Source organism: Brevundimonas sp. SGAir0440, from assembly GCF_005484585.1.
Classification (GTDB): Bacteria; Pseudomonadota; Alphaproteobacteria; order Caulobacterales; family Caulobacteraceae; genus Brevundimonas.
Genome location: NZ_CP039435.1, coordinates 1,368,950 through 1,390,746, shown reverse-complemented (window position 1 = coordinate 1,390,746; position 21,797 = coordinate 1,368,950). Strand labels below are relative to the sequence as shown.

Genomic DNA, 21,797 nt, shown 5'->3' with positions numbered 1-21,797 from the left:
CCTTGCACGGATTCTGTGACGGCGTGCCGACAGCCTGCGGCGCCCATAAGCTTCGCCGCACGGTTTCTTTAGAATTGTCGTCTATCGTACGCTCAAGGGGAGGCCTCGTGGACCGCATCATCCATTGCATTGCGCACGATCACGACTGGCGGATCACGCTGTTCGCTGCGCTGATCTGCATGGCCGGTCTGGGCGTCTCCACTCACGTCATGCAGCGGATGGGCCGGCGCGATCCCGGGCGACGCCGTCGCTCGGTCCTGCTGGCCGTCATGATCGGCGCCCTGTCCATCTGGGCGACCCATTTCGTGGCCATGCAGGGGTTCGTGGCCGGTGTGCCGGTGCGGTACAATCCGTTTCTGACGATCGCCTCTCTTGGAATCGCGCTGGCCATGATCGGCCTGACGATCGGCTCGACGTTGATGGGCAAGGGCCGAATGTGGCGCGTGCTTGCCGCGGTGATCGCGGTCGCCGGCGTCGGCGCCATGCATTATCTGGGCATGGCCGCCATCAAGGCGCCGGCGCACATCAGTTGGGACCCCAGCCTTGTCGCCCTGTCCATCATCGCAGCCCTGGCGATCGGCGGAACCACGGCCTTCTTCTATCGTCGAGGCGGCCTGCTGCGCCTGCTGGCGACGACGACGGGACTTTCCGCGACAGTTCTTGTTCTTCATTTCATCGGCATGTCCGCCATCACGGTGACGCCGGACCCGACCGTCGCCGCCGACCAGGGGCTGTCCAGCGAGGCGATGCGACTGCTACTGGCCGCCATTCTGCTGATGATCTGCACGGCCGCCGCCGTCCTGGGCATGATGGCCTATATTTCGCGCGCCACCGCGCTGCGCCGTATCCGCGAGGCGGTGGACGCCATGCCCGATGGCCTGGGCTTCTATGATTCCAAGGACCGGCTGGTGCTTTGGAATGCGCGCTATGCCGAGGTGAACCCCGAACTTGAGCCGCATCTGGTCGTCGGCCTGACCTTCCGCGAAGCTCTTCGCATCGGCATCGACGAGGGCCGCTATCAGGAGGCGGCGGGCCGCGAAGAAGAATGGCTGAACGAGCGCATGCAGGCGCGTCGTCAGCTGTCATCAAACAGCGAGCAGCAGGTCGCCGGCGGGCGTTGGCTGCGTATTCAGGACCGCCGCACGTCCGAGGGCGGGACGGTCACGGTCTGCAACGACATCACCGATCTGAAGCGCGATGCCGAAGCCTTGTCCGAAGCGCGCGATGCGGCCGAGGCCGCCAACGTGGCCAAGAGCCAGTTTCTGGCCAATATGAGCCATGAAATCCGCACGCCGTTGAACGGCGTGATCGGGCTGTCCCAAGCCCTGGCCAAGACCGATCTGACGGCTGAACAGCGTGAGATGCTGGATTTGATGCAGGCGTCGGGAAAGACGCTGCAGACCCTGCTCAGCGACATCCTGGATCTGGCGCGTGTCGAATCGGGCAAGCTGGAGCTGACGGAAGACGCCTTCGAACTGGCGACGGTCGTGCGCGAGGCGGCTCAGCTTTACGCCGAGAACGCGCGTGAGAAGCATCTCGACTTCCACGTCGATATCGATCTGGAGGACGACGTCTGGATTCTGGGCGATGCGGTGCGCCTGAAGCAGGTGCTGACCAATCTGATTTCGAACGCCGTCAAGTTCACCAGCAAGGGATTCGTCGGCCTGATCGTGCAGCGTGGCGCGGACCGCGAGGGCTCGCCCGTGCTGCGTTTCACCGTCGAGGACAGCGGCATCGGCTTCGACGCTGCGACGCGGGCGCGCCTGTTCAGTCGCTTCGAACAGGCCGACGGCGGCATCACACGAAAGTTCGGCGGTTCGGGACTGGGCCTGTCCATCTGTCGTCAGCTGGCCGAGATGATGGGCGGCGACCTGGGCTGCGAGAGCGAACCCGGCGGCGGCGCGGCCTTTATACTGACTTTGCCGCTTAGACAGATCCAGGCCCCGTCGCGCACGGAGCCGGCGCCGGCCCAACCCGCCGTCGCGGCGCAGGCGCGGACGATCCGCGTGCTGGTCGCCGACGACCATCCGACCAACCGCCGCGTCATCGAACTGATTCTGGCGCAGACGCCGACGCAGATCGTGATCGCCGAGAACGGCGCACAGGCGCTGGAGAGTTTCCGGGCCGATACCTTCGATCTGGTGCTGATGGACATGCAGATGCCCGTCATGGACGGGCTGACCGCGACGCAGGAGATTCGCCTGCACGAGGCGACGATGGGTTTGGATCGCACGCCGATCGTCATGCTGACCGCCAACGCCATGCCAGAGCACGTCGCCGCCGGACGCGCGGCCGGGGCGGACCATCACCTGGCCAAGCCGTTCAACGCCGCAGAGCTGCTGGGTATCGTCGCAGCGCCGACCTCGCTGCTGAAGGATCGCGCGCGGGCGGCGTGAAGCGCGACCTTTGACGGTTGCGCCTTGGACCTGATGCGTGTAATAGCCCGCGCTCTTGAATTCGAGGGTTCATCACCCCCGCCGCGAGAGCCCCGGGTTGGCGCGGCGTTTCCGTTGTTGTTGAGGCGAGCCACATGGCCGAGATCATTCTGAACGTGGACGTCCGCGATGGCGTCGGCACCGGCGGCGCTCGCGCTGCGCGTCGCGCCGGTTTCGTGCCGGGCGTCCTTTACGGCGGCGAGCAAGCCCCCGTCGCCATTTCGGTGAACGAGAAGGACTTCCGCAAGTCGCTCTACACCGGCAAGCTGCTGGGCCACCTGGTGACCCTGAAGTATGGCGACGAGACCCAGCCGGTCATCGCCAAGGACGTGCAGTTCGACCCCGTTTCGGACCGCCCCCTGCACTTCGACCTGATGCGCGTCGACGAGAAGGCTCCGGTCAAGATCGAAGTGCCGGTGCACTTCCTGAACGCCGATGAAGCGCCCTACTCGCGTCAGGGCGGCTCGCTGGAGATCGTCCGTCACGCGGTCGAGATCCTGGTCCGCGCCGACCAGATCCCGGAAGAGCTGGTCGTCGATCTGGCCAAGGCCGAAATCGGCGACACCATCCGCATCTCGGACATCAAGCTGCCCAAGGGCGCGGAAGCCACCATCACCGACCGCGACTTCGTTATCGCCACGGTCAAGATTTCGTCGGCCGCCCTGTCGGAAGCCGCTGACGAAGCCGCCGAAGCCGAGGCCGCTCCGGCCGAGAAGACTGAAGACTGATCCTTCGTCGCTTCGACAAGATCAGGCCCCGCCCGGTTCGCCGTGCGGGGCTTTTCTTTGCCTGACGCAAGCGGCAAGAGGACGCCATGATCATCATCGCGGGGCTCGGCAATCCGGGCGGGAAATACGAAAAGAACCGGCACAACATCGGCTTCATGGCCGCCGACGAGATCGCGCGCCGCTGGCGCTTCGGGCCTGAGCGCGCCAAGTTCCAGTCGATCGTCAGCGAGGGTCTGGTCGACGGGACCAAGGTCCTGCTGATGAAGCCCCAGACCTATATGAACGAAAGCGGTCGGGCGGTCGGCGAGGCGGCGCGCTTCTACAAGATCAGGCCGAGCGAAATCATCGTCTTCCACGACGAGATCGACCTGGCCCCCGGGCGGTTCCGCATGAAGACCGGCGGCGGCGCGGCCGGCCAGAACGGCATCCGCTCCCTGATCAGTCACCTGGGCGCCGATTTCCGACGCGCGCGCATGGGCATCGGCCATCCGGGCGAAAAGGACCTGGTCATGCCGCACGTGCTGGGCGACTTCCACAAGGCGGAACAGCCCTGGCTGGACGCCATGCTGCAGGCCTGCGCCGACGCCCTGCCCTTCGCGATCGCGGGCGACGACGAACGCTATCAGGGCGAGGTCATGCGCTTGGCCCCCGCGCCCAAGTTCAGCCCCCGCCAGGCGGCGCGCGGCGAGCTTTAGGACAAACCGCCGCCTATCGCGCCGTCGCAAAACGCCGTAGAGGCCAGACGTGACCCGCGCCCAGGCCGACAATTGGTCGATCTCGCAATCGCTCGCCTTCCTGGCGGCGGTGTTCGCGCTCGTGCTCGGCACCCTGTTGCCGTTCGCGGCCCTGGCGGCGGTTCAGCCGGGCCACCCGCTGGTCATCTGTTCGGCGGAAGGCCCCCAGACGATCCAGTCCGGCGGCATGGACGGCCCGGTCAACAAGCACGTCGGGGCCAAATGCGCCGCCTGCGTCATGCCGTTGGCCGCCGCCCTGCCCTGCCCGCCTGCGCCCGAGCCGGCCCCGGTGGTCCGCACCGTCGAGCGCGTCGTCTATGTCGCTGCCAGCGTCAGCCCCCCGCCGCCCGCGCGCGCGCCGCCGCGCCCGCCGTCCACCGCGCCACCCCACGCCTGAACCAGACCCCAAGCCCGCGCCGGCCCCAGCGCCCGCGCGCCGTCTCGTTCTGATTTCAGGTTCAATCCATGTCCTTCAAGACCACCGCAGCGCCGTGCGCGCTGCTGCTCGCCGCCCTCTCCAACACCGGTTGGTCGAGCACCGTCTGGGCCCAGCAGACGCCCGAACCGGCTTTGCTGGACAGCGTCATCGTCACCGGCCGCCGCAACGCCGAGGATCCCGCCGTTGTCGCAGAAGCCCGCGCCCTGCTGTCGCGCACGCCCGGCGCCGTCGCTGTGGTCGCCTCCGAAACCTATCAGGACCGCTACGCTCTGACCTTCGCCGATACGCTTCGCAGTGTTCCCGGCGTCTTCGCACAACGTCGCTGGGGCGAGGAGGTGCGGCTGTCGATTCGCGGCTCCGGTATCGGCACCAGCGCGCACCTGCGCGGCGTTCTGCTGGCCCAAGACGGCGTGCCCTTCAATGCGCCCGACGGCTTTGGCGAGTTTCAGGAGATCGATCCCCTGATCGCTCGCCATATTGATGTGTTCAAGGGCGGCAACGCCCTGCGCTTCGGCGGCGCCGCCCTAGGCGGTGCGATCAATGTCGTGACCCCGACGGGGCGCACGGCCGCCAGCCAGAACCTGATCCGGGTCGAGGGCGGATCGTTCGATACCCAGCGCGGCCATCTCGGTCTGGCCCGCAATTGGGGCGATTGGGACCTGTACGCCGCCGCCACCGTGGCCAGTTCGGACGGATTCCGGGATAATCAAAGCTCGGATTCGAAACGGCTGACGCTCAATCTGGGCCGGTCGTTCGGCGAGGGGCGCGAGCTGCGCCTGATCGTTCAAGGCAATGATCTGGACCAGTCGGTGTCCTCAGCCGTCACCCGTCAGCAGGCCCTTAGAAACCCAACCGCCGTACCGGCGAACAATACGACCTTGGCCTTTGCGCGCGATGTGAAGTCCTTGAGAAGCACGCTGCTTGGTCGCTGGCGCGTGGATGACAGCCTGGCGTTCGAAGGGGCTGTTTATGTGGTGGACAAGGATCTGTACCATCCCATTTCCATCGTCATCGATCAGAACAGCCAGCAGTGGGGCGGCTATGGCCGACTGGACTGGAACGGTCGTCTGGGCGGCATGCGGGCCGATGCCTATGTGGGAGTCAGCTATCGCGGCGGCACGACGGACGCCTTCACCTTCGTAGCGGCGGGCGGTGCGCGCCCAGGCGCAAAAATCGGCGATTCGGTTCAGGATGCGACCGGCATCGACGTGTTCGCCGAAGGTCGCCTGTTCGTCACCGACCGCCTAGCTCTGGTCGCGGGCGGCAGTTACGGCCGCGCCGAGCGCGACTACACGAACAATCTGGCGCCCGCCAACAATGCCGACACCACCTTTGATTGGTTCGCGCCTCGTATCGGCCTATTGTGGGAAGGCGAAACCGGCGCCCAGATCTACGCCAACCTGACGCGTTCAGTAGAGGCGCCCAGCTATGGCGCTTTGGTACAGGGCGCCGTGCCCCAATTCGTGCCTGTCGATATCCAGGACGCCTGGACGGCCGAGGTAGGCGCCCGCGGCCGTCGCGGTCCATTCACCTACGATGTCTCGGCCTATCGTGCCAAAATCGAGGGCGAACTGCTGAACTACAGCGTCAATCCGGCCCTCAACATTCCCGCCGCGACCTTCAATGCTGACGATACCGTCCATCAGGGCATCGAAGCGGGGCTGGACTGGCGGATTATCGACAGCGCCGATGGTCGCCTGACGCTGCGCCAGACCTACGCCTGGTCAGATTTCTTCTTCGAGAACGACCGTGTCTACGGCGACAATCGTCTGCCGGTCGTGCCGGAGCATCTCTACCGGGCCGAGTTGAAATATGCCCATCCGGCGGGCTGGTTCGTGGCGCCCAGCGTCGAATGGTCGCCAACGGACGTGCTGATCGATTACGCCAACACGCGCAGCGCCACAGATGGAACGCCGCTGACCGCGCCTGACTACGCCATTCTGTCGTTCAATGCCGGCTGGAATTTGCCAGGTGGAGTTTCCCTGTTCTTGGATGCGCGCAACCTGACCGACGAGCGCTATATTTCGACCGTCAACGCCGTGACAGACGCCACTAAGGTCGCAACTGCCGTCTTTGTGCCCGGCGAGGGACGTTCGGCCTATGTGGGGTTGCGTTATGCGTTCTGATTCTGGCGACGCCTCAATGTCCGACGCCTATCGGGCAGTTTGGCGCTGGCACTTCTATGCTGGCGTCTTCGTCATGCCGGTGCTGATGCTGCTGGCCCTGACGGGGGGGCTCTATCTGTTCAAGGACGAGATCGACGGCTTTCTCTATCGCGACATGATCCGCGTGCCGGCCGTTCAAACTCAGGCGGCGCCGGAAACCTGGGTGGCTTCGGCCGCCCAGGCCGCAGGCGGCGGGCGGGTCGCCAATCTGGTCATGCCGGCGCGCGACGATCAGGCGATCCGGCTGCGGGTCGATCGGCCCGACGGCGTGCAGAAGACGGTCTTCGTCGATCCGCACACCCGGCGGGGCACCGGCGTCATTCCGGCCGGCGGGTTCATGGAGGTGGTCAAGAAGACACACAGCCTGACCCTGCTGGGGCGGCCGTTCAATATCCTGGTCGAGATCGTCGCCGGCTGGACGATCATCCTGTTCGCCACGGGGCTTTATCTGTGGTGGCCGCGCGGGCGGGGCGTGGCGACCTTTGCACCACAGACGACCGACGGTCGCCGCCGCCCGTTCTGGCGCGACCTGCATGCGCTGACGGGTTTCTATGTCGGCGGGGTCGTGCTGTTTCTGGCCGTGACCGGCATGCCGTGGTCGGCGGTTTGGGGCGACAAGGTCATGGGGGCGGTCAAGGAGACGGGGCTCGGGCGGCCGCCCGCACCCGTCGCCGGCGCCTGGCAGAGGGCGCAGCACCACGATGCGCCGGTCGGGGCCGGCTGGACCATGGAGGGCATGGTGATGACACACGACCACGCCGGCCATGGCGGCCTGGCGCAGGTTCTGCGGGTCGCGGACCAGGCCAGCCTGGCGCGCCCCTATACGGTGAACATCCCCAAGGCCGATGACACCGCCTATACGCTGACGACCCAGGCGACACGGGTTCAGGACAGCCGGTCGCTCTATGTCGATGCGGCCTCCGGGCGGCTGCTGGGCGACATCGGCTATGACCAGTTCGGCGCCGGCGCAAAGGCCATCGAGTTCGGCATCTATACGCACCAGGGCACGCAGTTCGGACAAGCGAACCGTATCGTCATGCTGATGGGCTGCATCGGCGTATGGCTGCTGGCGATCAGCGGCCTGGTCATGTGGTGGAAGCGTCGCCCGCCCAATCTGTCACGCCGACGCCTGGGTGCGCCGCCCGCCCCGCCTGGACCGCGTGCGCGCGCCGCTGTCCTCGGCATCGTCCTGCCTCTCGCCATCCTCTACCCCCTGACGGGACTGAGCCTGATCGCGGCCGTATTGCTCGACCGAGCTCTGCGTCCGATGATCCGGCGTCGTTCCGCCGCATCGTGAAAGACCTGACGCCATGAAGACCAAACTCGCCCTTGCCGCCGCCGCCCTGTCGCTGGCGGCCTGCAATCCGTCCGAGCCGGCCAAGGCGCCCGCCGCGGAGACGCCGACGGCGACCGCCGCCGTGACCGCCACCGACGCCTGGTGCCGCCCGTCGCCGAACGGGGCCAAGGCCGGCGGCTGCTACGTCACCCTGACCGCCGCGACCGACGACCGGCTAATGGGCGGATCGACGCCGCGCGCCGGATCGCTTCAGGTCCACGAGATGAAGACCGAGAACGGCATGATGAAGATGGCCGAGCTGACGGCGGGCCTGCCCCTGCCCGCCGGTCAGGCCATGGCCTTGGCGCCGGGCGGCAACCACCTGATGCTGATCGGCCTGACCGCGCCTCTGGTCGCGGGCGAGACCGTGCCGCTGACCTTGCAGTTCGCCTCGGCGCCGGCGATCACGGTTCAGGCGCAGGTTCGCCAACCGGCCATGGACGGCATGGATCACGGCGCCCACTGACCTCAGTTGAAGCGCAAGCCTGACAAACCGGTTCGAACCGGGTAAAGGCTCGCGCCTCACGAGGAATACCATGGCTCTTAAAGTCGCGATCGTCGGCCTGCCCAACGTCGGCAAGTCCACCCTGTTCAACGCCCTGACCAAGACGGCGGCGGCCCAGGCGGCCAACTATCCGTTCTGCACCATCGAGCCGAACACCGGCGATGTGGCGGTGCCCGAGGCGCGTCTGAACGCCCTGGCCGAGATCGCCGGATCGAAAGAGATCATTCCGGCCCGCATCACCTTCGTCGACGTCGCCGGTCTGGTGCGCGGCGCGTCCAAGGGCGAAGGCCTAGGCAACCAGTTCCTGGCCAACATCCGCGACTGCGACGCCGTGGCCTTCGTCGCCCGCTGCTTCGTGGATGACGACATCACCCACGTCGAGGACCGCATCGATCCGATCGCCGACCTGGAGATCATCGAGACCGAGCTGATGCTGGCCGACATGGAAAGCCTGGAGCGCCGCCGGCCGCAGCTGGAGAAGCGCGCCAAGGGCGGCGACAAGGAATCGGTCCTGACGCTGAAGCTGGTCGATCTGGCCTTGGCCCAGTTGAACGCCGGCAAGCCCGCCCGTACCGCCGAGGTGTCCAAGGAGGACATCAAGGCCTGGCACATGCTGCAACTGCTGACGGCGCTGCCTGCCCTCTATGTCGCCAACGTCGAGGAAGGCTCGGCCGACAAGGGCAACGACCTGTCCGACAAGGTCGCGGCCCGCGCCGCCGCCGACAACGCCAATTCGGTCGTCATCTCGGCCCAGATCGAATCCGAAATCGCCGTGCTGGACGACGAGGAACAGAAGGAGTTCCTGGAGACCCTGGGTCTGGAAGAGCCTGGCCTGAACCGTCTGATCCGCGAGGCCTACAAGCTGCTGGGCCTGCAGACCTATTTCACGGTCGGTCCCAAGGAGGCCCGCGCCTGGACCATCAATGTCGGCGACACCGCGCCCCAGGCGGCCGGCGTGATCCACACCGACTTCGAAAAAGGCTTCATCCGCGCCGAGACCATCGCCTTCGACGACTTCGTGGCCCTGCGCGGCGAAGCCAAGGCGCGCGAGGCCGGCAAGCTGCGCGCCGAAGGCAAGTCCTATGTCGTCAAGGACGGCGACGTGATGAACTTCCTGTTCAACTAGGCGGCGTGGCGGGCGCGGTTTCGGCCCCGTCCTTCTTCATCATTTTTTCCAGCGGATTGGCGGGATCGGGCGCGCGCGGCGAACCGGGGCATCGCGCCAGTTTCACCGTCTTCATGTCCTCATCGACATAGGTCAGGTTCATCACGTCGCCGCTCGTGCTCATATGCACCCGCTCGGTCTGAGCCCGCCCCGCGCATCGCAGAACCGCGACATAGCCGGAACCCGTCTCATCGATGCTGGCGATGTCGCAGTTACGGCCGTAGGCGTCGAAGCGCAGCGGCGTCAGGGTGATCGGGCTGCGTTCGCCCTGGGGCCGGGCGCACCATTGCGGGTTCGCCGCCCAGACCCCCACGAAGCTGCGCGGCCCACGTCCAGCCAAAGAAGACGGTCCAGGCGGTTCGACCGGCTGCATGGCCTCGGGCGTTCGCAGCGGCGCCGCCGGTTCGTTCGGCGGATTGACCTCGTGATCGCCGCAGGCGGCCAGAAGGGCGATCGCGCCCGCCATCGGGATCAAGGCTGTTTTCATCCCGCCACAACGCCACGGCCAAGGTTCGGGTTCAATCCGACGTTCAGTGTCAGCGGCTGTGATCGGATTCAGCTCAAGACCACCCGGCCGTCGATCATCCGGAAGGCCACGCCTGTGCGCTGGAACAGGCGCGCGATGACGGCGGACGGATCGGACGCGCCCTGATCCAGCAGCCGCTCGACATCGCCGCGCAACGACGGGTCGCGCGATGTGCGGGTCAGGGCCGTCAGCCATTCCTCGCGGCTGAGCACGCCATCCGGCTGGCGCAACAGGGGTCTGAGGAAGTCGAACCAGTCGCCGCCGGTCCGCTGGCGTTGCGCGCCTTCTGCGGCCAGGGAGAAGACGGCCCCGCAAGCGTAATAGGCACGGTGTTCGCCCCGGGCGCCGGCCTGGGTGACCGGCTTCCGCGCCAGGCTGACGCAGTCGTCCACCTCGGACTGAAGCTCGGCCCGGTCGTCATAGTTTGCATCGAGGGCCTTCAGGGCGCGCACGGCCATCAGGTCGGCCCCGCCCTCGGTGATCCAGGCCTCGTCGGCGAAGGCGTAGCGCACCGTCTGTCCCAGCCAGAAATGCGCCCCCTCATGGCCGATGAACCAGCGCGAGCGCTCCATGATCTCCGGCTGAGGCGAGGTCACGCCACGCCCCTCGAACGACATCACGATTAGGCCGGGAAGGACGCTGCCGCCCATGCTCGTCATGCTTTCGGTCGGCCCGTTCCAGGCCACCATGACGATGGGCGTATCACCGCCGGCGCCCGGCGCACCCAGGCGATCGCGGTAATAGTGACCGACACGCGGCGCGAAGCCGCGGATTTCCTCGCCGATCCACGGCGGCAGGTTGGGGTCCATGACGGTCGACAGGCCGTCGCCCGGCGTGACCGTCGCCTCGCCCAGCAGGACGTAGCTGCGCTCGTCCATCGTGGTCAGTTCGTCGCGGCGGCGGCCGTTGAAGAGGACGGGTCCGTTCTCGTCCCGCCACGTCACGCGCGAGGGACCGCCATCCAGCCGGATCCGGTTCAGGTCGTCCGGCACCTGCTCGGCCGCCTGGGCCGACGACAGGGCGAAGACGTCCAGTTGCCGGGTCGGCAGGGCCACCGCGCCATTGGAGAACAACAGGGTCGGATACTCGGCCTCAAGATCCACCGCCTGCGGTCGAACGCGGACGCGGACCTCGCGGGGAACAGGCCCGCCGTCCGTGCTGCGGATGATATCGTAATGGCCGCGTCGCTCCATGACGACGCCGGGCGTCTCGACCGTCCATTGGCGCGGTCGCCAGGGCTGGCGTGAATCCTGTTCCAGCGCCGAATCCTGAAAGGCCCAGACCGGCATGTCGCGCCCGAAGCGATAGTCGATGTTCAGGTGATCGCCGTCGCGGGTCACCGTCACCTGGGGTCCGCCTTCCTCCTGAAAGGTCGCCGGCGCCGACATGGGCCCGGCGGCGCAGGCGCCGCTCATAAGGGCGAGGGCCAAAACGGCGGACGAGGCGAAGGCGTGGACGCGCAAGGGCGATCTCCTGAAGGGCGCTCGGCGCGAAGCCTAGCGGTCGTCAACGCGCCGCGTCAGCTTACGGTTTCGTCAGGCTGAGGCCCGTTCCAAGGCGCGGCCCGCCGCCGCCAGTTCACCGGCCATCACGGCCTTCAGTCGCTGCGGCGCCAGGATCTGCACCTGCTCGCCCCAGGTGAACAGGTGCCAGGCCAACTCGCGCATGCCCGAGGCGCGGAACCGCACGATCACGCCGCCGTCCGGCTGATCCTCGAACGACTGGGTCGGGTGCCAGCGCCAGCCCCTGGCCTCGGCCGCGCCCTCGGGCGCGATGCGCAGCACGACGTCCTCGATCTCGTCCTGATAGATGCCGAAGGACTGGCTGGCGAAGACACCGAGGTCGAAATCGGCGGGCGGCACGGCCAACCCCTCCTGCGGGGCGACTTGGCTCATCCGATCCAGGCGGAAGGTCTGGATGCGGCCGGTCTCGCGGTCGGCGGCGACCAGATAGTTAGCCCGGCCGAACATGACGCCGCACGGCGCCACGCTGCGCCGACGCGGCTCGGCGCCCGGACGGGAATAGGTGAAGTCCAAGGGCTGCTGCGCCAGCACAGCCGCGCGGATAGCGGTCAGCATGGCCTCGTCGGCCGAGGGTCGCGGGCCGGCCTGGACCGCAATGGTCTCGGCCCGGACCAGGGCCTCCAGATCCGGCGCCATCCGGTTCAGAGTGGTCGACCGCATCGCCGCCTTCAGCTTGCGCTCCAGCCCCTCCAACGCCGTGGCGCGCGCCGGTTCGCCGGCGGCGCGCAGGGCGGTCGCGACCTTGGACAGCTCCAGCATTTCGGTCGCCGTCGGCGCCTGTTCGAAGGCCGACAGCCCCCCCCGGATGCGCCAGCGTTTGGACGGCGGGTCCGAGACCTCGTCCACCTGGGGAAACAGCATCAGCACCGCATCACGCATCCGTTCGGCGGTGCGGCGGCCGACGCGCATATCGCGCGCGATCTCGTCCAGGCTCAGCCCTTCGGCGCTAGCGGCCATGCGGCGCGCCAGATCGATCACCATCGCCGCCTTGTCGTGTCTCAATGCCTTTGCCGATCCCTACGTCCGTTTCTGACGCAACACTGCTTCATAACGACACCATCGACAAGAGGCCCCCGCTTCAGGAGATCATCAGATGGCGCGTTTCCAACCCACCCAGACCGTCAACGCCAGCCGCTACATCATCGTGCCATGCGAGGCCGGTGGGTCGTCCGACCTCGCCGTGATCTGGGACCGGCTGGAGGAACAGGTGGTCGATGTCATTTCGGCCGCCGCCAGCAGCCGCTATTCGGACGAGGACATGCTGTGGGACGAAGGCCGCGCCGGCGACATGGCCCCCGAATGGCGGATGGCCGCCTGAACTCAGGCCGCCTTCGGCTTGGTCCAGCGATCGATCATGCGCTGGGCCGGCTGCTCGACCAGTCGGTGCGCCACCACGGCGACCGCGACGATAAAGCCGAACATGGCGACGGCGAACAGGTCGTTCAGCCAGACCGAGCCGAAGTCGATGCGTCGCACCGGGACCAATTCTAGCTTCCTGGCCACGATCATCATCACGGTCAGGATGAACATGTGAACCATGTAGATGGCGAACGACCATCGCCCCAGGGTGACCAGAGCCGGATGGTCCAGCACGCGCGACAGCGCCCCCTCCTCGCCGGCGAAGACCCAGATCAGCGCCACGAAGATCAGTGTGACGGCCACGGTGATCGGCCCCTCAGCATAGCCGATGAAGACGCAGGTCGCGACGATGGCCGCAATCTCCAACAGAGTCGCGGCCCCGCCCTTGAGCCGCGGAAGGCGGGTCCAGAGCCCTTGCAGCAGGCAGCCCAGGAAGAACCCATAGACTGCGCGCGGCACGGCGAAGTCATAGGTCGTGTTCATCCAGCGCCGGGCGTAGCTGAGCACCAACGCCCCGCCGATGATCGCCAGCACCAGCCCGATCCAACGGAACCGTTTGGGCGCGATCAGCACCAACCCCGCGAAGATCAGATAGCAGGCCCATTCGGCGCTGAGCGTCCACGACGGCCCGTTCCAGGTCAGATAGGGATGCACGTGCCAGGCCTGGATCAGGGCCAGATTGGTGAAGATCGCCTCGATCGACCGATCCCGCGTGAACGGCGGCGCGCTGTCGAAATGCAAGATCAGACGCGCCAGCTCCAGCCCGATAAAGGCCGCCAGCATCAGCAGGTGCAGCGGCCAGATCCGCCCTAAGCGCCGCACCATGAACCGCCCGGCGTCGCGTCCCGACTTCAGTCGGTTCGCATAGGCATGGGCGATGACGAAGCCCGACAGGACGAAGAAATAGTCGACGAACAAATAGGAATGCTGAATGAAACCCCAGTCGCGCCAGTGACTTGCGACCGGCATGTGGAACATCACGACAAGGATAGCGCACACACCCCGCAGGGAATCCAAGGCCTCGAAACGGCGATGGGTGGCAGGAAGGGGTCCGGACAGTGTGTTCACGGACGCGTGATAGCGCCGGTCAAGGTTGCGCGATAGGGGTCTGAAGAGACTTCAGTCCGAGCTGGCTTTGACCGCGCGAACAGCGCGACCGCAAAGGTCCCGCAGCACCGCCTGATCGACATCTTTCAGACGCGGAACATAAAGGCAGCCCACGCCGGTCTTCACCTTGCCCAAGCGGGCGATAAGCTCGGCTCGTTCGGGGAAATCCCCAGCGACATAAAGCACCAGGTTGGCTTTTCGCGGCGAGAAACTGATCAGCGGCCAGCCGCCCTTGGGGCCGCCGTCATTGCCGAACCCGACGATAGACGATCCCCAGAGCACGGCTTGTTCACCGGTGATCTGAGCCATCAGCGCGGCGACGGCATGAGCATCAGACCGGCGGCGTGGATCGTCGATCGCAGACAAGAAGTCGTCGACCGAGGCGTCTGTGGCGCCGGTCTTGGGCGTGCTGGCCATGGCTCAAAGTCCCTTCACGACCCCCTCGACCATCTTCTTGGCGTCGGCGAACAGCATCATGGTGTTGTCGCGGAAGAAGAGTTCGTTCTCGACCCCGGCGTAGCCCGAACCCATGCCGCGCTTGATGAACAGGACGGTGCCGGCCTTTTCCACGTCCAGGATCGGCATGCCGTAGATGGCGCTGGTCGGGTCGGTCTTGGCGGCGGGATTGGTCACGTCGTTGGCGCCGATGACGAAGGCGACGTCGGCGGTGGCGAACTCGGCGTTGATGTCCTCCAGCTCGAACACCTCGTCATAGGGAACATTGGCCTCGGCCAGCAGGACGTTCATATGGCCCGGCATCCGGCCGGCGACGGGGTGGATGGCGTATTTCACCTCGACGCCTTCCTCCTTCAGCTTGTCGGCCATTTCACGCAGGGCGTGCTGGGCCTGGGCCACCGCCATGCCGTAGCCGGGCACGATGATGACCTTGGACGCATTCTTCATGATGAAGGCGGCGTCCTCGGCCGAGCCTTGCTTGACCGGGCGTGTTTCCTTGGCGCCGCCGGGACCCGCCGACGCATCGCCGCCACCGAAGCCGCCGAGGATGACGCTGACGAAGCTGCGGTTCATGCCCTTGCACATGATGTAGCTGAGGATCGCGCCCGACGACCCGACCAGGGCGCCGGTGATGATCAGGGCGATGTTTTCTAGCGTGAAGCCCAGCGCTGCCGCCGCCCAGCCGGAATAGGAGTTCAGCATCGACACCACGACCGGCATGTCGGCGCCGCCGATGGGGATGATCAGGGTCGCGCCCAAAACGAGCGCGATCAGGAAGACGCCCCAGAAGGCCCAGGTGGCGGCGCCATTCGTGCCGATCAGGATGCCGATCAAGAAGACCAGCCCCAGCGCCAAGCCGACGTTGATCAGGTGACGCGCCGGCAGGATGATCGGCGCCCCGCTCATGTTGCCATTCAGCTTGGCGAAGGCGATGACCGAGCCGGTGAAGGTGATGGCCCCGATGGCGACGCCGAGGCTGAGTTCGATGATCGACAGCGTCTTGATGCCGTTTCCGTCGTCGGACAGGATTCCAAAGGCCTCGGGCGCATAGATGGCGCCGATGGCGACCAGACAGGCGGCCATGCCGACCAGACTGTGGAAGGCCGCGACCAGCTGCGGCATGTCCGTCATGGCCACACGCTTGGCGATCAGGACGCCCGCTCCGCCGCCGACGATGACGCCGCCCGCGATCAGGGCCAGGGTCACGGTATCCAGCGCCCCCGTCGTGCCCAGCGTCAGAAGGGTCACCCCAATGGCCAACGCCATGCCGACCATGCCGAAGGTGTTGCCCTGACGGCTGGTCTCCGGGCTGGACAGCCCCCGCAGCGACAGGATGAACAGGACGCCGGAAACCAGATAGGCCAGTGCGGCCAACGATGCGTTCATCACGCCCCTCCCCTCAAGACGTGCGGGCCAGCCGCCACAGGGCGGCGGCGATGAACAGCGGGCCGATGAAGAACAGGGCCCATTCGAAGACGCCCAGCGGCCGGTCCTGCGTCACCACGCGAACCAGAATGGCCGAAAAGACCAGGGCGATGCCGCAGTCATGCAGCCGCTGACGCTTGATCGGAGTCTTGGCCCCGAACCAGCCGTACAGCCACAGGCCGAAGCCGATGCCGGTCGCGACCCAGGATCCGGTGATGGCGATCTGTGCGGCGTCGGTCACGAAGACGCCTTTGGAGCGACGGGCCGCTCCTTCTTCTTGTACATGGCCAGCATTCGCCGCGTGACCATGAAGCCGCCGAAGATGTTGACGCTGGCCAGGGTGACGGCGACGACGCCCGCGCCCTTGGCGATCCAGGCGCTGGGGCCGGTCGCGTCGCCTGACACGGCGGCCGCCGCGATCAGGCCGCCGACGATGATAACGCTGGAAATGGCGTTGGTCACGGCCATCAGCGGCGTATGCAGGGCCGGCGTCACGCTCCAGACGACATAATAGCCAACGAAGATCGCCAGCACGAAGATGGCCAGGCGGAAGACGGTGGGATCGACGTGTTCCATCAATGTGTTCCCTTCAAACCTTCATGCACCACGGCGCCGGCATGGGTGACCACCGCCGTCTTCAGGATCTCGTCTTCGAGATCGACCGCCAGACCGCCGTCCTTGACCATCAGGCCCACGAAGGCGGTCAGGTTGCGGGCGTAGAGGGCGCTGGCGTCTGCGGCGATGCGGCCGGGCAGGTTCGACCAGCCGACGACGGTGACGCCGTTCGCGGTGGTCACGACCTCGTTCAGCCTGGAGCCCTCGACATTGCCGCCTGCCTCGACCGCCAGATCGATGATGACCGAGCCGGGCTTCATCGAGGCGACATGGGCGGCGGTCAGCAGCACCGGGGCGGCGCGGCCGGGGATCAGGGCGGTGGTGATGACCACGTCCTGCTTGACCACATGGCTGGCGGTCAGTTCGGCCTGTTTGGCCTGGTATTCGGCCGACATGGGCTTGGCGTAGCCGCCGGCGGTCTGGGCGTTCTTGAACTCCTCGTCCTCGACGGCCAGGAATTTGGCGCCCAGGCTTTCGACCTGTTCCTTGGTCGCGGGGCGGACGTCAGTGGCGGTGACGACGGCGCCCAGGCGACGCGCGGTGGCGATGGCCTGCAAACCCGCGACGCCCACGCCCATGATGAAGATCTTCGCGGCGGCGACCGTGCCGGCCGCCGTCATCATCATCGGGAAGCCCTTGCCATAGGCATAGGCCGCCTCGATCACCGCGCGGTATCCGGCCAGGTTCGCCTGGGACGACAGGACGTCCATGACCTGGGCGCGGGTGATGCGGGGCACGAACTCCATGGCGAAGGCGGTGGCGCCCGCCTCGGCCAGGGCGTCGACGGTCGCCTTATCCCGATAAGCGTCCAGCATGGCGATGACGACGGAGCCGGGCTTGAGCGCGCTGGTTTCCTGGGCCGTGGGGCCGCGCACCTTCAGCACGATGTTGGCGCCGTCCAGCACGGCGCGGGTGTCCGGTTTCACGACGGCGCCGGCGGCGGCGTAGTCGACGTCGGGAATGGAGGAGCCCAGGCCGGTCCCGGCCTCGACCGTGACGGTCGCCCCCAGGGCGATCAGCTTCTTGACCGTTTCGGGCGTGACGGCGCAGCGCGTCTCGCCTTCGCGACGTTCACGGGTGACGGCGATAGCGACGGCCAAGCGAATCCCCTCGTTCTTTTCGTTGAACGAAGGTTAGGCCGTTCCGGCGCAAGCCGTCAAAGCACGGTTATGCCAAAGCTTGGCGAGGGCGCGTGATTTCAGACCGCCCGAGGGCGATCGTCTGCAAGGCTCAGTGCGCGGCGCCGGGCTTGGATTTCAGCGCCACGAAGCCGACGCCGCCCAGAACGACCGCGCCGATGACGGCGGCCATGAAGCTGCCGCCCGGGTGGAACCACAGGGTCAGGAACAGCAGCAGCACGGCGATGGCCAGGCTGCCCCACTTGGCCAGTTTCAGGAACAGGCGGTAGGTCGAGACCTGTTCGCGCACTTCCATATGGCCGTGCAGATAGGCTTGCGCATCGGCGTCGGCTGGTGCGTTGGCGGTGTCGTGCAGGTCGGCCATTCGTGGAATCCCCTCGTCGTTATCGCGGACTTACACCGAGGCGACCGCCCCGCTCAAGCCCGCAGTCATGCCTTGCCTTGGTCAGACCAGCGCCTCGAACTGATCGACCAGCCGCTCCAGCCTCTGACAGCCGACGCTCCAGAAGGCCGGGTCGCGCGGGTCCAGACCGAACGGCTTTAACGCCTCGACGTAGGTTCGCGATCCGCCGCCGGCCAGAAGCTCGCGATAAAGGGGCGTGAACCCAGCCGGATCGTTGCGCCGCGCCTCCATCAGCGCCGCCACCAGCAGGTCGCCGAACGCGTAGGCGTAAACATAGAAGGGCGAATGGACGAAGTGGCTGACGTAGGCCCACCAGTGTTCATAGCCGGGGTTCAGCTTGACCGACGGCCCCAGCGAGGCGCCCATTTCCTCAAGCCAAAGCTGGTTGATCCGCTGTTGCGACACCTCGCCCTGCAGGCGCTCGTCGTGGAAGCGAGTCTCGAACCGGTGGAAGGCGATCTGGCGCACGACGGTGTTCAGACCATCCTCGATCCGGCCGGCCAGCAAGCCGCGCTGCTCGGCCTTCGGCGCGGTCGCCAGCAGACGATCAAACGTCAGCCCCTCGGCGAAGATCGACGCCGTCTCGGCCAGGGTCAGGGGCGTGTCGGCCAGAAGCGTGCCCTGATCGGCCGCCAGGGTCTGGTGGACGCCATGACCCAGCTCATGCGCCAAGGTCAGGACGTCGCGCCGCTCGCCCATCCAGTTCAGGAAGACATAGGGATGGCGGTCGGCGGTGACGGGGTGGGCATAGGCGCCCGACTGCTTGCCCGGCCGCGCCCGGCCGTCGATCCACGGCTTGTCGAAGAAGCCGCCGGCCCGTTCGGCGAAATCGCCGCCCAGGTCCGAGAAACTGTCCAGCACGATCTCACGCCCCTGGGTCCAGGTGAAGGCGCGCGGGGCGGTCGTTTCGATAGGCGCGTTGCGGTCCCAGTGATCCAGGCGCGCCTTGCCCATCGCCTTGGCCTTCAGCGCATAGTAGCGATGCGACAGGCGCGGATAGGCGGCCGCGACCGCCTCGGCCATCGCATCCACGGCCTCGCCGTCCACCTCGTTGCCCAGGTGACGGCTGTCGGCGGGACGTTTGAAACCGCGCCAGCGATCCTCCATCGCCTTGTCGGCGGCGACGGTGTTCAGCACCAGGGCCAGCGTCGGGGCTCGGGCGGCCAGCGCCTCTGACAGACCCTCAGCGGCGGCCTTGCGGCGCGCGGGTTTGGCGTCCGACAGGCGGTTCAGCGCCTCTGCCAGCGTCAGTTCTTCATGGCCCGCCTTTGCACGCAGGGCGGCCAGCTGCTCATCGAACAGGCGCGGCCATTGGGCCGTGATCGGTCCGCGCTCGGCGATGAAGGTTTCCAGTTCGGCCGACAGTTCGTGCGGCTTCATCGCCCGCACCCGGCGCAGCCACGGCCGCCAGCGCGCCGCGCCGGCATAGGCGGTGAGCGCCGCTTCCAGCGCTGCATCGTCGATCTGGTTGATCTCCAGCGTCAGCCAGACGGTCGGGGTGGCGATGGCGGTGATCTTCTCGCGCACATCGGCCTCGAACCCTTGCGCCGTCGCATCATCACGCGCTGTCGAGGCCGACAGGAAGGCATAGGCGCCCAGCGCGCCCAGGACGTCGGACGCCTGCTCGTAAAGCTGGATCGCGCGGTCCAGCGCCTCGCCCAGCGCCTGCGCATCTTGATCCGCCGCCAGCAGGCCCTTCAGCCCGTTCAGCGCCTCGACCAGACCCCTCGCCTTTTCCAGATCGGCGGCCACCTTGGCGTCGTCGCGCGACGCATAGAGGTCGGTCAGGTCCCATAGCGGGGCTTCGGTGTTCGGCGTCTTGAAGGGAGCGTTCATGCCCCTGTTCTGGGGATGCGCGGCGACGGCCGCAACCGTCCCTTGCGCTTTCTCGACGTCACGGCCCGTGCAATCCTGCCGTTCGGAGACGCGTGAATGACCGAAACCCTGCAGAATGACACCGGCCGGACGGGCCTTGGCGGGGCCTCGGCCCTGTTTGCGATTCGCCTGGCGACGGGTCTGGTTCAGGGGCTGGCGCTCTATCTGCTGTATCTGGCGGCCGACAGCCGCGTCTGGCCCGAAACCCAGCCGGTGGTGTTCGGCGCCCTGGCCCTGGCGGCCGGCTATGTGCCGGTGGTGGTTCTCGCCGGCGTCGGTCGGGTCAGAGCGCTGGCCCTGATCCTGTGGGCGGCGGCCGCGGCCGGCGTGCTGGCTCTGTTGGGCGCCCACGACGTCGCCCGCCAGGTGCTGAAGCCGCATGAGGAGCCGCCTTTTCTGAGTTTCCCCGTCCTGGCCTTCGGGGCGGCGGCTCTGTTTATCGCCCACCACCTGATCGTGCCGGCAATTCGCGAACGACGCTGGATCGTCGACTATCCCGACTATTTCGACATCGCGTGGAAGGCAGGGGTGCAACTGGCCCTGTCGCTGGGGTTCACCGGCGCCTTCTGGATCCTGCTGCATCTGGGCGCGGCCCTGTTCAAGATGATCGGCCTCGGCTTTCTACAGCATCTGCTGAGCGAGGCGTGGTTCGCCATTCCGGTTACGGCCCTGGTCTTCGCCACCGCTGTTCAGCTGACCGATGTGCGCGACGGGTTGATCCGGGGCGTGCGGACCGTGGCGTTGATGCTGCTGTCGTGGCTGCTCTTGGTGATCACGGTCCTGGTCGGCGGCTTTCTTGTCGCCCTGCCCTTCACCGGACTGGACGGCCTGTGGGAGACGCGCAGCGCGACGGCGCTGGTATTGTCGGCCGCCGCCGCCCTGATCGTGCTGATCAACACGGCTTATCAGGATGGGCGCGCCGACAATCTGCCGCCGGTCGTTCTGCGATACGGCGTGCGAGCCGCGTCCGTCCTGATCGCGCCGCTGATCGTTCTGGCCGCCTGGGGCCTGGCCTTGCGGATCGGCCAGCACGGCTTGACGCCCGATCGGATCATCGCCGCCGCCTGCACCTTGGTCGGCGCGGTCTATGGCGCGGGCTATCTGCTGGCGGCCGTGAAACCGGGCGGCTGGATGAAGCCTTTGGAGCGGACCAATGTCGTCGCGGCGATCCTGTCGGTCCTGGTCATCCTGGCCCTGTTCAGCCCTTTGGCCGACCCCGCCCGCCTGTCGGTGCAGGATCAGGTCGCCCGCTTGCAGCGTGGGGCGGTGTCCGCCGACACGTTCGACTATGACTTCCTGCGGTTCGAGAGCGGCAGGGTCGGCGAGATGGCGCTGCGCCGTCTGGCCGCCTCAACCGATCCTCGCATCGCGCGAAACGCCCGCGCCGCCCAGGCTCGCCCGTGGCCGTCAGGCGATACGGCGCAGGGACGGCAAGCGCGCAAGGCCGCCATCCGCCTGAAGGCCGCGGATGGCCAGTCCGTGCCCGCGAGCTTCGTCGAACAGTTGGACGCGCAGGTGGACGTGCTGTTCAGCTGCAATGCGGAAGCCCCCTGCGTCGTGCGATCAATGGACCTGAACGACAATGGACGAACCGATCTGCTGGTCGCTACGGCTCGCGAAATCGTCGCCTTCGATCAGGACGACCAGGGCCAGTGGCGCGTGACGGGCCGATACGACTTCACCTGCGGGCGCAATGCTGAGCGGATGAACGAGGGCCTGTCGAAGGGCGTCGCGACGGCGCCGGCGGCCCTGCCCGACCTGGTCGTCGAAGGCCAGAGATTGCGCGCCAGCCCCGAGGTGCGATGCGACGCGACAGAGCCGCGTTAACGGGACGCTCACCACGCCGTGTCACCCGATTTTCA

General features: G+C 66.9%; 21 protein-coding genes. 10 read left to right on the top strand and 11 right to left on the bottom strand.

From position 1 onward, the window contains the following. Positions 1 to 107: 107 nt before the first annotated feature. The 8 genes from E7T10_RS06780 (at position 108) to ychF (ending at position 9,468) form a co-directional block, all read left to right on the top strand. Positions 108 to 2,396, top strand: coding sequence for an ATP-binding protein (locus E7T10_RS06780; protein WP_137721219.1), 2,289 nt, complete (start codon positions 108 to 110; stop codon positions 2,394 to 2,396). A 134-nt stretch (positions 2,397 to 2,530) separates the two neighbouring features. Then, positions 2,531 to 3,163 carry a 50S ribosomal protein L25/general stress protein Ctc gene (locus tag E7T10_RS06775; protein ID WP_055755012.1) on the top strand — a complete coding sequence of 211 codons (633 nt, stop codon included), beginning with the start codon at positions 2,531 to 2,533 and terminating at the stop codon, positions 3,161 to 3,163. Positions 3,164 to 3,249: 86 nt separating this feature from the next. After that, positions 3,250 to 3,858 (top strand): aminoacyl-tRNA hydrolase, encoded by a 609-nt coding sequence (gene pth, locus E7T10_RS06770; protein ID WP_137721218.1) that lies wholly within the window; start codon positions 3,250 to 3,252, stop codon positions 3,856 to 3,858. 49 nt (positions 3,859 to 3,907) lie between these two features. Beyond that, positions 3,908 to 4,294 (top strand): hypothetical protein, encoded by a 387-nt coding sequence (locus tag E7T10_RS06765; RefSeq protein ID WP_045810295.1) that lies wholly within the window; start codon positions 3,908 to 3,910, stop codon positions 4,292 to 4,294. Positions 4,295 to 4,362: 68 nt separating this feature from the next. Continuing rightward, positions 4,363 to 6,462: a TonB-dependent receptor domain-containing protein gene (locus E7T10_RS06760; protein ID WP_137721217.1), complete on the top strand. Its 2,100-nt coding sequence runs from the start codon at positions 4,363 to 4,365 to the stop codon at positions 6,460 to 6,462. A gap of 16 nt (positions 6,463 to 6,478) precedes the next feature. Next, positions 6,479 to 7,798: a PepSY domain-containing protein gene (locus E7T10_RS06755; RefSeq protein WP_246846128.1), complete on the top strand. Its 1,320-nt coding sequence runs from the start codon at positions 6,479 to 6,481 to the stop codon at positions 7,796 to 7,798. Between the two features lie 13 nt (positions 7,799 to 7,811). Further along, the gene (locus E7T10_RS06750; protein WP_137721215.1) at positions 7,812 to 8,303 is read left to right on the top strand and encodes a copper chaperone PCu(A)C; all 492 of its coding nucleotides are present in this window, start codon (positions 7,812 to 7,814) and stop codon (positions 8,301 to 8,303) included. A gap of 70 nt (positions 8,304 to 8,373) precedes the next feature. Beyond that, on the top strand, positions 8,374 to 9,468 hold the full coding sequence (gene ychF, locus E7T10_RS06745; protein WP_045810299.1) for a redox-regulated ATPase YchF: 1,095 nt from the start codon (positions 8,374 to 8,376) through the stop codon (positions 9,466 to 9,468). On the opposite strand, the gene E7T10_RS06740 is transcribed toward ychF, so the two are convergent. The 3 genes from E7T10_RS06740 to E7T10_RS06730 all read right to left on the bottom strand — a co-directional run bounded on the left by E7T10_RS06740 (position 9,461) and on the right by E7T10_RS06730 (position 12,558). Further along, positions 9,461 to 9,994, bottom strand: a complete 534-nt coding sequence (locus E7T10_RS06740; RefSeq protein WP_137721214.1) for a hypothetical protein — start codon at positions 9,992 to 9,994, stop codon at positions 9,461 to 9,463. The genes ychF and E7T10_RS06740 overlap by 8 nt on opposite strands. 68 nt (positions 9,995 to 10,062) lie before the next feature. Beyond that, positions 10,063 to 11,496, bottom strand: coding sequence for a hypothetical protein (locus tag E7T10_RS06735; RefSeq protein WP_210416176.1), 1,434 nt, complete (start codon positions 11,494 to 11,496; stop codon positions 10,063 to 10,065). 72 nt (positions 11,497 to 11,568) lie between these two features. Beyond that, a complete protein-coding gene (locus tag E7T10_RS06730) occupies positions 11,569 to 12,558 on the bottom strand; it encodes a YafY family protein (RefSeq protein WP_210416175.1) in 990 nt (329 codons plus the stop codon). A gap of 91 nt (positions 12,559 to 12,649) precedes the next feature. Between E7T10_RS06730 and E7T10_RS06725 the strand changes: the two genes are divergently transcribed. After that, entirely contained in the window at positions 12,650 to 12,874 is a 225-nt protein-coding gene (locus E7T10_RS06725; RefSeq protein WP_137721213.1) for a hypothetical protein, read from the top strand. Positions 12,875 to 12,876: 2 nt separating this feature from the next. On the opposite strand, the gene E7T10_RS06720 is transcribed toward E7T10_RS06725, so the two are convergent. The 8 genes from E7T10_RS06720 to E7T10_RS06685 all read right to left on the bottom strand — a co-directional run bounded on the left by E7T10_RS06720 (position 12,877) and on the right by E7T10_RS06685 (position 19,896). Next, positions 12,877 to 13,983, bottom strand: a complete 1,107-nt coding sequence (locus tag E7T10_RS06720) for an acyltransferase (RefSeq protein WP_137721212.1) — start codon at positions 13,981 to 13,983, stop codon at positions 12,877 to 12,879. A 51-nt stretch (positions 13,984 to 14,034) separates the two neighbouring features. After that, positions 14,035 to 14,388, bottom strand: a complete 354-nt coding sequence (locus E7T10_RS06715; protein WP_246846126.1) for a DUF1801 domain-containing protein — start codon at positions 14,386 to 14,388, stop codon at positions 14,035 to 14,037. 54 nt (positions 14,389 to 14,442) lie between these two features. Then, entirely contained in the window at positions 14,443 to 15,864 is a 1,422-nt protein-coding gene (locus E7T10_RS06710; RefSeq protein ID WP_137721210.1) for an NAD(P)(+) transhydrogenase (Re/Si-specific) subunit beta, read from the bottom strand. A gap of 13 nt (positions 15,865 to 15,877) precedes the next feature. Continuing rightward, entirely contained in the window at positions 15,878 to 16,144 is a 267-nt protein-coding gene (locus E7T10_RS06705) for a hypothetical protein (protein WP_055755025.1), read from the bottom strand. Beyond that, positions 16,141 to 16,479, bottom strand: coding sequence for an NAD(P) transhydrogenase subunit alpha (locus tag E7T10_RS06700; RefSeq protein WP_091748017.1), 339 nt, complete (start codon positions 16,477 to 16,479; stop codon positions 16,141 to 16,143). Before E7T10_RS06700 ends, E7T10_RS06705 begins: the two co-directional genes overlap by 4 nt. Further along, complete coding sequence (locus tag E7T10_RS06695) at positions 16,479 to 17,618, bottom strand: Re/Si-specific NAD(P)(+) transhydrogenase subunit alpha (protein WP_137721209.1); 1,140 nt, start codon at positions 17,616 to 17,618, stop codon at positions 16,479 to 16,481. The genes E7T10_RS06700 and E7T10_RS06695 overlap by 1 nt, the downstream gene beginning before the upstream one ends. A gap of 130 nt (positions 17,619 to 17,748) precedes the next feature. Next, complete coding sequence (locus E7T10_RS06690) at positions 17,749 to 18,021, bottom strand: aa3-type cytochrome c oxidase subunit IV (protein WP_137721208.1); 273 nt, start codon at positions 18,019 to 18,021, stop codon at positions 17,749 to 17,751. Between the two features lie 81 nt (positions 18,022 to 18,102). Beyond that, positions 18,103 to 19,896: a M3 family oligoendopeptidase gene (locus E7T10_RS06685; RefSeq protein WP_137721207.1), complete on the bottom strand. Its 1,794-nt coding sequence runs from the start codon at positions 19,894 to 19,896 to the stop codon at positions 18,103 to 18,105. A gap of 96 nt (positions 19,897 to 19,992) precedes the next feature. Here E7T10_RS06685 and E7T10_RS06680 point away from each other — a divergent pair, with 96 nt between their 5' ends. Then, on the top strand, positions 19,993 to 21,762 hold the full coding sequence (locus E7T10_RS06680) for a DUF4153 domain-containing protein (protein ID WP_137721206.1): 1,770 nt from the start codon (positions 19,993 to 19,995) through the stop codon (positions 21,760 to 21,762). Positions 21,763 to 21,797: the final 35 nt, after the last annotated feature.

What these genes read in the sequence shown, in the direction of transcription:
- E7T10_RS06740 (WP_137721214.1), bottom strand. Translation starts at nt 9,994, where the DNA reads ATGAAAACAGCCTTGATCCCGATGGCGGGCGCGATCGCCCTTCTGGCC.
- E7T10_RS06680 (WP_137721206.1), top strand. Translation starts at nt 19,993, where the DNA reads ATGACCGAAACCCTGCAGAATGACACCGGCCGGACGGGCCTTGGCGGG.
- E7T10_RS06760 (WP_137721217.1), top strand. Translation starts at nt 4,363, where the DNA reads ATGTCCTTCAAGACCACCGCAGCGCCGTGCGCGCTGCTGCTCGCCGCC.
- E7T10_RS06775 (WP_055755012.1), top strand. Translation starts at nt 2,531, where the DNA reads ATGGCCGAGATCATTCTGAACGTGGACGTCCGCGATGGCGTCGGCACC.
- E7T10_RS06725 (WP_137721213.1), top strand. Translation starts at nt 12,650, where the DNA reads ATGGCGCGTTTCCAACCCACCCAGACCGTCAACGCCAGCCGCTACATC.
- E7T10_RS06710 (WP_137721210.1), bottom strand. Translation starts at nt 15,864, where the DNA reads ATGAACGCATCGTTGGCCGCACTGGCCTATCTGGTTTCCGGCGTCCTG.
- E7T10_RS06750 (WP_137721215.1), top strand. Translation starts at nt 7,812, where the DNA reads ATGAAGACCAAACTCGCCCTTGCCGCCGCCGCCCTGTCGCTGGCGGCC.
- pth (WP_137721218.1), top strand. Translation starts at nt 3,250, where the DNA reads ATGATCATCATCGCGGGGCTCGGCAATCCGGGCGGGAAATACGAAAAG.
- ychF (WP_045810299.1), top strand. Translation starts at nt 8,374, where the DNA reads ATGGCTCTTAAAGTCGCGATCGTCGGCCTGCCCAACGTCGGCAAGTCC.
- E7T10_RS06700 (WP_091748017.1), bottom strand. Translation starts at nt 16,479, where the DNA reads ATGGAACACGTCGATCCCACCGTCTTCCGCCTGGCCATCTTCGTGCTG.
- E7T10_RS06755 (WP_246846128.1), top strand. Translation starts at nt 6,479, where the DNA reads ATGTCCGACGCCTATCGGGCAGTTTGGCGCTGGCACTTCTATGCTGGC.
- E7T10_RS06685 (WP_137721207.1), bottom strand. Translation starts at nt 19,896, where the DNA reads ATGAACGCTCCCTTCAAGACGCCGAACACCGAAGCCCCGCTATGGGAC.
- E7T10_RS06690 (WP_137721208.1), bottom strand. Translation starts at nt 18,021, where the DNA reads ATGGCCGACCTGCACGACACCGCCAACGCACCAGCCGACGCCGATGCG.